The 8,488-nt window shown below is 64.4% G+C and carries 6 protein-coding genes and 1 pseudogene; 5 read left to right on the forward strand and 2 right to left on the reverse strand.

Features of this window, described 5'->3' with window-relative positions:
* The first annotated feature begins 161 nt into the window (after positions 1 to 161).
* A complete protein-coding gene (locus tag AU072_RS21715) occupies positions 162 to 647 on the forward strand; it encodes a hypothetical protein (RefSeq protein ID WP_064415695.1) in 486 nt (161 codons plus the stop codon).
* A gap of 333 nt (positions 648 to 980) precedes the next feature.
* Positions 981 to 1,483: pseudogene (locus tag AU072_RS21720) on the forward strand (hypothetical protein).
* Positions 1,484 to 2,245: 762 nt separating this feature from the next.
* Here the strand turns inward: AU072_RS21720 and AU072_RS21725 are convergent.
* Complete coding sequence (locus AU072_RS21725; protein WP_165595636.1) at positions 2,246 to 3,469, reverse strand: L,D-transpeptidase; 1,224 nt, start codon at positions 3,467 to 3,469, stop codon at positions 2,246 to 2,248.
* Between the two features lie 1,031 nt (positions 3,470 to 4,500).
* Between AU072_RS21725 and AU072_RS21730 the strand changes: the two genes are divergently transcribed.
* Both AU072_RS21730 and AU072_RS28690 read left to right on the forward strand, forming a co-directional pair.
* Complete coding sequence (locus AU072_RS21730) at positions 4,501 to 5,157, forward strand: DUF305 domain-containing protein (protein WP_064415698.1); 657 nt, start codon at positions 4,501 to 4,503, stop codon at positions 5,155 to 5,157.
* A 438-nt stretch (positions 5,158 to 5,595) separates the two neighbouring features.
* Positions 5,596 to 5,730 carry a hypothetical protein gene (locus tag AU072_RS28690; protein ID WP_235629945.1) on the forward strand — a complete coding sequence of 45 codons (135 nt, stop codon included), beginning with the start codon at positions 5,596 to 5,598 and terminating at the stop codon, positions 5,728 to 5,730.
* An 81-nt stretch (positions 5,731 to 5,811) separates the two neighbouring features.
* Here AU072_RS28690 and AU072_RS21735 read toward each other — a convergent pair whose 3' ends face one another.
* Entirely contained in the window at positions 5,812 to 6,183 is a 372-nt protein-coding gene (locus tag AU072_RS21735) for an ArsR/SmtB family transcription factor (protein WP_064415696.1), read from the reverse strand.
* A gap of 102 nt (positions 6,184 to 6,285) precedes the next feature.
* Between AU072_RS21735 and AU072_RS21740 the strand changes: the two genes are divergently transcribed.
* On the forward strand, positions 6,286 to 8,280 hold the full coding sequence (locus tag AU072_RS21740) for a heavy metal translocating P-type ATPase (RefSeq protein ID WP_407937619.1): 1,995 nt from the start codon (positions 6,286 to 6,288) through the stop codon (positions 8,278 to 8,280).
* Positions 8,281 to 8,488: the final 208 nt, after the last annotated feature.

The raw sequence follows: 8,488 nt of genomic DNA on the forward strand, positions 1-8,488 counted from the left end.
GGGAGCTTGGGGGCTGAGCGGGGGTGGTGAGAGAAGTGGGCAGCGGTGTGGTGAGGGCAGAGACGGTGGTGCGGCAGGAGCGACGGCGAAAAACTTGGTGAACGACGAATGTGGCTGTGGTGGTGGCCCGGTCGCCGCGCAGGCTCCTAAGGTTCCCGACCATGACAACACCACGGATATCGAAGCTCGAGGCCCGCAAGCGCGCCCATGAAGCGTCTCGCCGGGCCAACGAGGCCCGCGCCGCGAAGGAGAAGGCGAACATCGACGATGCCGCGGAAATTCTCGTCGCGGTCGGCAAGATCGCCGAAATCGAAACCTGGAAGAAAAGACGCCTGGCCCAGCTGCGCCAGCAGCTCGACATCGAAGTCGCCAAGAAGGTGGATGCACAGCGCGCCAGGGGCGGCGCGGCGGTCGTGCGTATGCAGGGCCGCGGCGAGACGCTGACGACGATCGCCGCGCGCACCGATCTGGGGATCGGCATCGTTCGTACCATGCTGCGGCACGGACCGAAGCCTGAGAAACCCACGGCCAGTGATGATTCGCATGCACTAGGTGGGGGACTAGGTGGGGGTGGCGTGGCCGGTGGACCGGTGAGGGTTGTTGACCCTTACATCGGTGAGCCGCCGGCCGATGCGGCGTCGGCGTGATGTGCGGCGGGCGTTGAGGCGTGGTGAGGCGAGGTCCTCGGTGCGCGGGATGAGCGGGCGTGGCGGCGTTGGTCGGCCCGTGCGTGCTGTGTCATGCCCGTCCGCCGCGACGCAGGTCGGGGATGTGGGCGGACAAGCCGGTTCAGCATCGTGCGGTGAGAAGCGCTCGACGGGCACGCCTGCACGGCGTCTGGCCAGCTGTCCTTTGGGTGCTCGGTGTGGCGGCGGTTGCAGGACCACACAGGACCTTGGGAGTGCGATTCACAGCGCCCGGTGGGGGCTGGCCGCGCTGAGCGCTCTGAATGTCAGTTCTGAGGGTTAGGTTCATCGGCCATGAGAAGCGCGGAGCAGTTGATCGTTGATCGGCGTGTGCACGCTGCGGAGATCGCCCGCTTTCACAGCCACGTCGTCTGCGGGCCAACGGCTTCGGACTGCAACATCTGGGCAGGGGCGATCGGCGCCGATGGCTACGGCCGGTTCTACCTCACCCGAGAGGGGGCGGGGTTGTGCGTTCGCCCGCACCGCTACGCGTTGGCGATCGTGTCCGGTGTGGTGGCCGCTGGGGTGCTCGGGCTACACGAGTGCGACAACCCGGTGTGCGTCAAGGTCGCGGCGCCGACAGATCCCCACCAGCACGTCGTTTCGGGCTCGCAGGGCGACAACATGGATCGCATGGCGCGGATGCGCCGTGGCGGCGGCCGATATGCGGTGCGACGCTTCGACAGTCGGGGCCTGCGGCGTGACGGTCGGTGGCCTTGCGTGAAGCGGTGCGCCACGGCTGGGACGACGCTGCGGTCCAGGCGGCGCTGCTGGGTGATCAGCCCACATTGTGGTGAGATCCGACAGTGCCCGTTGAAGGTCGGTGAGCATGTGGTCGGATGTGGCGAGCTGGGCGGTGTGGGGCGCGGTGTCGCAGCGGCGAGCTGGTGGCGCTGAGAGGGTGCGGCAGTGGGGGATTGGCCGCGGGCGCTTAGCCGCGCTTCAGGAGGACCGCGTCGCGAGGCGGTGCCACCGTCTTGGTGTCGAACCACACGGGCACCGCAGACACGCCGGCTGTGCGAGCCCAGCAGATGCGGTGCTGATCGATGTTTCGCGGTTTCCATGACCGCTGATGTAGACGCGCAGCGGGTCGCTGTAGCTCAGGAGCTTGCAACAGTGTCGCGAAAAACGTGATCGACGATTATCCGGCTGGGATCGGAGGACCAGAAGGACGCGTTTCACCGGCAGTCTTCATGGAAAACGAATGTTATCCATGAAGGTGAGCGAGTTACCGTGCGTTTCGCACTGAACTCTATGTACGTACATAAGCAGTAGGGCGAATCGGATCCCGTGCTGCTTTCGGCCGATGCGCTTTGTGTGCGCGCTGTTGGTTGCGGTGTGCAGCGTGGGTCAACGTCGCAGCGGGGTGCGAGTAAGCCCGTTCATGGTGCGTCGAAGGTGTAAAGCGTTTCGCAGGTGGTTTTACTGTCGGTCGAGCGGCGGATGCCATTCTCGGTCGCAACGAACACCAGGCCTCGCCCCGCTGCTTCCACAGCACGCGGTGCTCAGCCAGATCGCGCCGCGCTTGCCACGTCGCCCCGAATCTTGGCTGGCCGACCTCAGAGGTTCGCATTTCCTGCTCGCCACTGTTCCCACGGGATGTTCCAGTCGCCGAGACCGTCGGTACCGGACAGTGTTGGACCCACGGTGTTGACGACTTCGACGATGTCGCCGCGCTTGGTGTTCTCGTAGAACCAGACGGCGTTCGCGGGACTGACGTTGAGGCAGCCGTGGCTCACGTTGGCACGCCCCTGACTGTTGACCGACCATGGTGCTGAATGGACATAGATGCCGCTGTAAGACATCTGGGTCGCCCAATCGACGTCGAGCCGGTAACCGTCTGGCGAATTGACCGGCACGCCGTAGGTCGACGAGTCCATGATCAGATTCGCGTACCTGTCGCCGATGATGTAGGCGCCGTTGTCAGTGGGTGTGCTGTCTTTACCCATGGACAGCGGCATGGTCTTGATCAGTTCGCCGTTGCGCCTAACGCTCAACGTCTTGGTGTTGTCGTCGGCGGTAGCGACGACCTGATCACCGATGGTGAACCGGGTGCTGACATCGCCCTGGCCGAACAAGCCGTTCCCGAGGTCGACACCATAAGTCTTGACCGAAACCTCAACAGTAGTGCCGGGTTTCCAGTACTCGGCCGGACGCCAGCGGACCTCACGGCTGCTGAGCCAGTAGAACGCTCCGTCAACCGGGGGAGTAGTGACGACCCTAATCGCGTTCTGGGCAGCCAGACGGTTCGGGATGTCCTCGTCGAAGCGGACGGCGATGGGTTGACCGACGCCGACGACTTCGCCGTTGTTGGGCATGACGTAAGGCATCGTCAGGTTCTCCGGCGACTGCGTTTGGAATGTCATGCTGTTGCGCGTGATGCCGCCGAGTCCGAGTGCTTCAGCGTGCAACGTGTACTGCTTGTTGTAGCCCAGTGGCTCGGTCGTCGCCCACGTCACTCCACCTGGGCTGAGCTGCCCGTCGACCGGAATGCCGTCTGCATTGACCATGGTGACCGGGCCGAGGACGCCGTCGCCGGCGGTCACCGCGACAGGAGAGTCCACCGCCACACCGACGGCACCGTCTGCCACCGAGTATTGCAGCGTCGGTACCAGTAATTCGCTATACGGGTCGCCCTTGTCTGCAATCACCTGAGGAGCCGGCGCGGCCGCGTTGCTGCTGCATCCTATGAGCAGCACCGTCAACGCCACCACCGCCCCGGCAATGAGCCCGAGCCGAGTGTTCGGCCGACCGATCCGTGAAGTCCGCCGCCGCAGCAGCATGGCTACCCCTTCTCTGCCGTCGTCTCAACGCAGACGCGACGGCTGCAGGCCTCGATGTCCGGCGCCGTCGCGCCACGCTGCACATGTGACCGCCCTTCATAGTCGCCGCTCGGTGTTTTGCTTACCTAGCTCTTCATTGAAGGCTCGGTAAAGGTTGGAACGTCGCCATTGACCTACCAACACGAGCGTGCGTGCTACCGAAGCGGCTACTGCATCGGTACGTACATCGTAGCTACCCGTCGGCGCAAAGGTGGGGTTGACTGCGCGGCGCGAGCGGCCGAGGGCACCCGTCACACTTCACATTCGGCGATGGAAGGGTCTGGCGCGTCAGAGAGAAATCCTCAGCTGCTACTGGGTACGCGTAGTTGCTACGTATGTATTGAGGTCAGCCGGCGATCGTGGCTTTGCAAACCGCCGGCGCCGCGGCGTGCGGGCACAGACTGACGCTTGCGGAGTTGCTTCGGCACTCGGTTGCGGCGGGCGCAGAGCCCGGTGATCGCGGCCGATTGTCGCGACGCTTGGGCTGTTATGAAGTGGTGGGTGGCTTGAGATCGTGGCCAGGGGATGCTGCGGTGGTCCCGCTTCCCAACGAGCTCGGCGTTGTCTTGTTACTCCTCGTACACGACTTGACGCGTGCCCTACGGCTGTTTGAACATGCCCGAGCCGCTGAAGGTCCAGTCGCTCGGGTGGTGGCCTTCGGCGCTATGCTCGCCACCCACCGGATGGCTATGCCGGTCGACATGATCGTTGAAGCCTTCGTCCGTCGTTATGTGACTACCTTGGAGGGGTTTGAGGCATCCTGGAGCCACCTGGCTCGTTTCGTTCCCGATCTGAGGGTCGGCCGAGTGCTGGCCAGGGTGCATATGTTTTCCTCCGGATACATGGCGGGCCATCACGACCAGGGGATGGGCGACAGAAACACTAGGTCCGGCGGTCGGGGTCTTTACCGATTCTTCATCGAATATGGAACCGACCCTTTAGGTTCTGCCTGCAGGCTGACTAGCTGCGCAACGAAAGGAATTCGCGTCCAAATGAACCGGTTAATTGGCTTCGCCGCCGCTGCAGTGGCCGCAGCGCTCGCATTGAGCGCCTGCAGTAACAGCTCACAAAGCGAACAAGACATGTCGTCGGTGACTACCTCGGCGGTGGCCACCCCGTCGTCATCCGCTTCTGCAAGCGAGGGCGCCCAAGCTCAAGCGCACAACGACGCCGATGTGACCTTCGCCCAAGGGATGATCCCGCACCATCAGCAGGCGATTGAGATGAGCGACATGCTGTTGGCAAAGCAGGGCATCGATGGGCGGGTCGTGTCGTTGGCCAATGAGATCAAGGCGGCTCAAGGCCCGGAAATCCAGCAATTGCAAGGTTGGCTATCAGAATGGGGCGTGTCTTCCACGACGTCTCCGGGTGCTGGTATGCCGGGCATGCCCGGCCATGACATGGGCAATATGGGCGGCGGCGGCATGATGACCGAGGAAGACATGGCCGCGCTTCGTAACGCGCAGGGTGTCGAGGCGAGCAGGCTGTTCTTGACGCAGATGATCGAGCATCACGGGGGTGCGGTCGCGATGGCGCAGACTGAGGTCGACAACGGCCAGTTCACTCCGGCGATCGAGATGGCACGTTCGATCATCGCCTCGCAACAAAAAGAGATCGAGACCATGGAGCAGATCCTCGGCTCGCTGTAGGGGTGCCAGAAATCTAGGAGCGTCGAGCTCTCCTCGATGTCCCCGTGCCGGTGATTTCCGCCGGCGCGGGGACCCTTGCAGCGATCCGCAGGTGAAAGACCTTGGTGGACTTCAATCTCTGTCGGCCGTCTCCGCTGCGGCGGATGTGTTGGCCCACTTGGCTCACCGGAAATTTTCGTGCCGAAAGCCGAAAACGTGATCCTGTTCGGACGACCCGGGCATCGCTAGACACTGGGCGATCGGGCTCAGGCGTGAAAGCTGCCCACGCTGGGTACTCGGTACTCTTCGTCACCGCCAGCAACTGGTTTACGCGCCTGTCGACGCGCATCACGTGATCTGCTGGAGGCCGAGCTGAGAAGATCCGCCGCTAGGAGCTGGGCTCGGTCATGGTGACCTCAAGTCTGCGTTCGGCCGCTGGGGAAAAGGTTGTCCGACGCTGTGGTAGCCGCGGTCATAATCGATCGCCTCGTGCATGGCGCCGATGTGCTCACCCTTACCGGCGAGTCGTACCGCTCCGTCAACACCGGCCGATTCCTCGCCAAAGAGAACCGCGCCGCCGACGATCAACGCTGATGCCGCACAAAATGACTGCTGCCCGTTCAGTGCGTTCGATCGCGAAAGTTCATGTCATGCTTAGGCATTGACGTGAATGACCTAGCGTCGCGATGACGGGCGGCGTCGGCTAACCGGTTTTGTGGTGGCGGGGTCGGCGGTGATGGTGTCGGCGCCGAAGAGAGCTTGGCTGAGCACCCGTAGCACGTCGGTGTCAGCGGGCGAGTAGTAGACGAACGTTCCCTCGCGGCGACTTTTGACCAGGCCGGCCAGCCGAAGCTTGGCCAGGTGCTGACTGACCACTGTGGGCGCGGCGTCGGCCAGTTCGGCCAGGCACGCCACCGACGTTTCGCCTTGCAGCAGTGCCCACAACACCTTGATTCGGGTCGGGTCGCTGAGCATGCGGAATGTCTCCGCGGCCCGGGTGACCTGCTCCTGGGTGGGCATTGAGAAGTCCGCAATGGACGAGTGCACGGCGGAAGTATAGCGCTGGCCTGTGTGAGCGTGCATTCTTCTGTGCTTGCGGTTGCGTATGTGCACGAATGCGCAGCTATGATCTACCCGGTGACCACTGAGGTGCAGGACACCGCCGCCGCGTTGCAGCGCTGCCCGATTGATTCCTGGCGTCCGCGCCGATCCATCGCCTGGTCGTTACCGGAGGTGCGGTGGGCGGTGGCGGCGACCGCACTGTTCGGGATGGGGTCGCTGGCGCAGCTGGCCGGCGGGCCGGTCTGGCTGTACTGGGCGCTCTATCTAGCCTGTTATGCCGCCAGCGGCTGGAAACCTGGGCTGGCAGGGCTGAAAGCCCTGTTGGACAGGACACTTGACGTCGATTTGCTGATGGTGGTCGCTGCCGTCGGTGCGGCCGCCATCGGCCAAGTCTTCGACGGCGCCCTGCTGATCGTTATCTTCGCCACCTCCGGGGCGCTGGAGGCGGTGGCGACCAAACGTACCGAAGATTCCGTGCGCGGACTGCTCGATCTGGCGCCCGAAACCGCCACCCGTATCACCGATTCGGGTGAGGAGATAGTTGATACCGCGATCCTTGATATCGGCGACGTGCTGTTGATCCGTCCCGGTGAACGCGTTGGCGGCGACGGCGTGGTCCTCGAGGGTGCCAGCGAGGTCGACCAGGCCACCGTCACCGGTGAAGCCCTGCCCGTCGACAAGAACGTCGGTGACGAGGTGTTCGCCGGCACCGTCAACGGCACCGGCAGCCTGCGGGTGCGAGTTTGGCGCCCGGCCGCCGACACCGTCATCGCCCGCATCGTGGCCATGGTCGACCAGGCCAGCGCCAGCAAGGCCCGCACCCAGCTGTTCATCGAAAAGGTCGAACAGCGCTACTCGGTGGCCATGGTGGCCGCCACGATCGCGTTGTTCGTCATCCCCATGCTGGCGGGCGCCGACCTGCAATCAGCGCTGCTGCGGGCCATGACATTCATGATCGTGGCGTCACCGTGCGCCCTGGTGCTGTCCACCATGCCGCCGCTGCTAGCCGCGATCGCCAACGCCGGCCGCCACGGCGTGCTGGTCAAATCCGCGGTCGTACTGGAAAAACTTGCCGGCATCACCCACGTGGCTTTCGATAAGACCGGCACCCTCACGGAGGGAACGCCGCGGCTCACCCACATCCGCCCCCTGCCCGCCAGTCACCTCGACGACACCGCACTGTTAAGGTTGGCGGCCTCCGCCGAACATCCCTCCGAGCATCCGCTGGCACGGGCCATTGTGGCCGCCGCCCACCACCCAGAGCTCGCCATGGTCGCGGCCAGCGACTTCACATCGAACCCCGGGCGCGGAGTGCGTGCCCGCATCGCTGAGAACATCGTTGAAGTCGGCAGCCCCGCTCTACTGCAAGATCACGACACCGCCGCCCACGCAACCGTCAGCGAATTGGAAGCCACCGGCCATACCGCCGTGGTCGTGCGCGTCAACGAGACGCCCGCCGGGGTTCTCGGATTATCCGATCGTCCTCGCGAGCGGGCGGCCGACGCCGTTGCTCACCTCGCCACGCTCACCGGCGCCCCGCCGACCCTGCTTACCGGCGATAACCCGCGGGCAGCGGCCCGCCTGGCCGCCGATCTGGGCGTCACCGATGTCCGGGCCGGGCTGCTGCCCGCGGACAAAGTCAGCGCCGTCCGCGAGCTGGAAGCCAGCGGCGCCAACGTCATGCTGGTCGGTGACGGGGTCAATGACGCCCCGGCCATGGCCGCCGCCCAGGTTGCTGTCGCGATGGGCCGCAGCGGCTCTGACCTCGCGCTGGAAACCTCCGACGTCGTCATCACCCGAGAGGACCTGGCCAGCTTGCCCGCTGTTGTCGAGCTCGCGCGCCGTGCTCGCCGTGTCGTGGTCGCCAACCTGCTCATTGCTGCCACGTTCATCGTGGTCCTGGTCGCCTGGGATCTCGTCGGGCATCTCCCGCTGCCGCTGGGTGTGGCAGGCCATGAAGGCTCCACTATCCTCGTCGGCCTCAACGGGTTACGACTTCTGCGCGCCAACGCCTGGCCCACCGTTGCCAAACGCCGCGGGAAACCCAGACAGACGGACCGATCTGACACGACACGCCGCTAACTACATAGCCCGGCCGCGGACGTGGATCGATTGTCCAACTACGGTCGGACGTGCAGGTCTTGAGACGCTGGCTTCGGCAAGTCTGGTCGGCGGCGCTCGGAGGTGGCGACCGGAAGTGTGATGATGAACGTTGAACCGCCCTGGTTCTGCCGGAGGCTCGATCTATTGGATTGCGACCAGGGGCTGGTCGCTCCGTTGGGCATCGTAG

Origin of the sequence: Mycolicibacterium novocastrense, from assembly GCF_001499835.1 — a bacterium.
GTDB classification, from domain to species: Bacteria; Actinomycetota; Actinomycetes; order Mycobacteriales; family Mycobacteriaceae; genus Mycobacterium; species Mycobacterium novocastrense.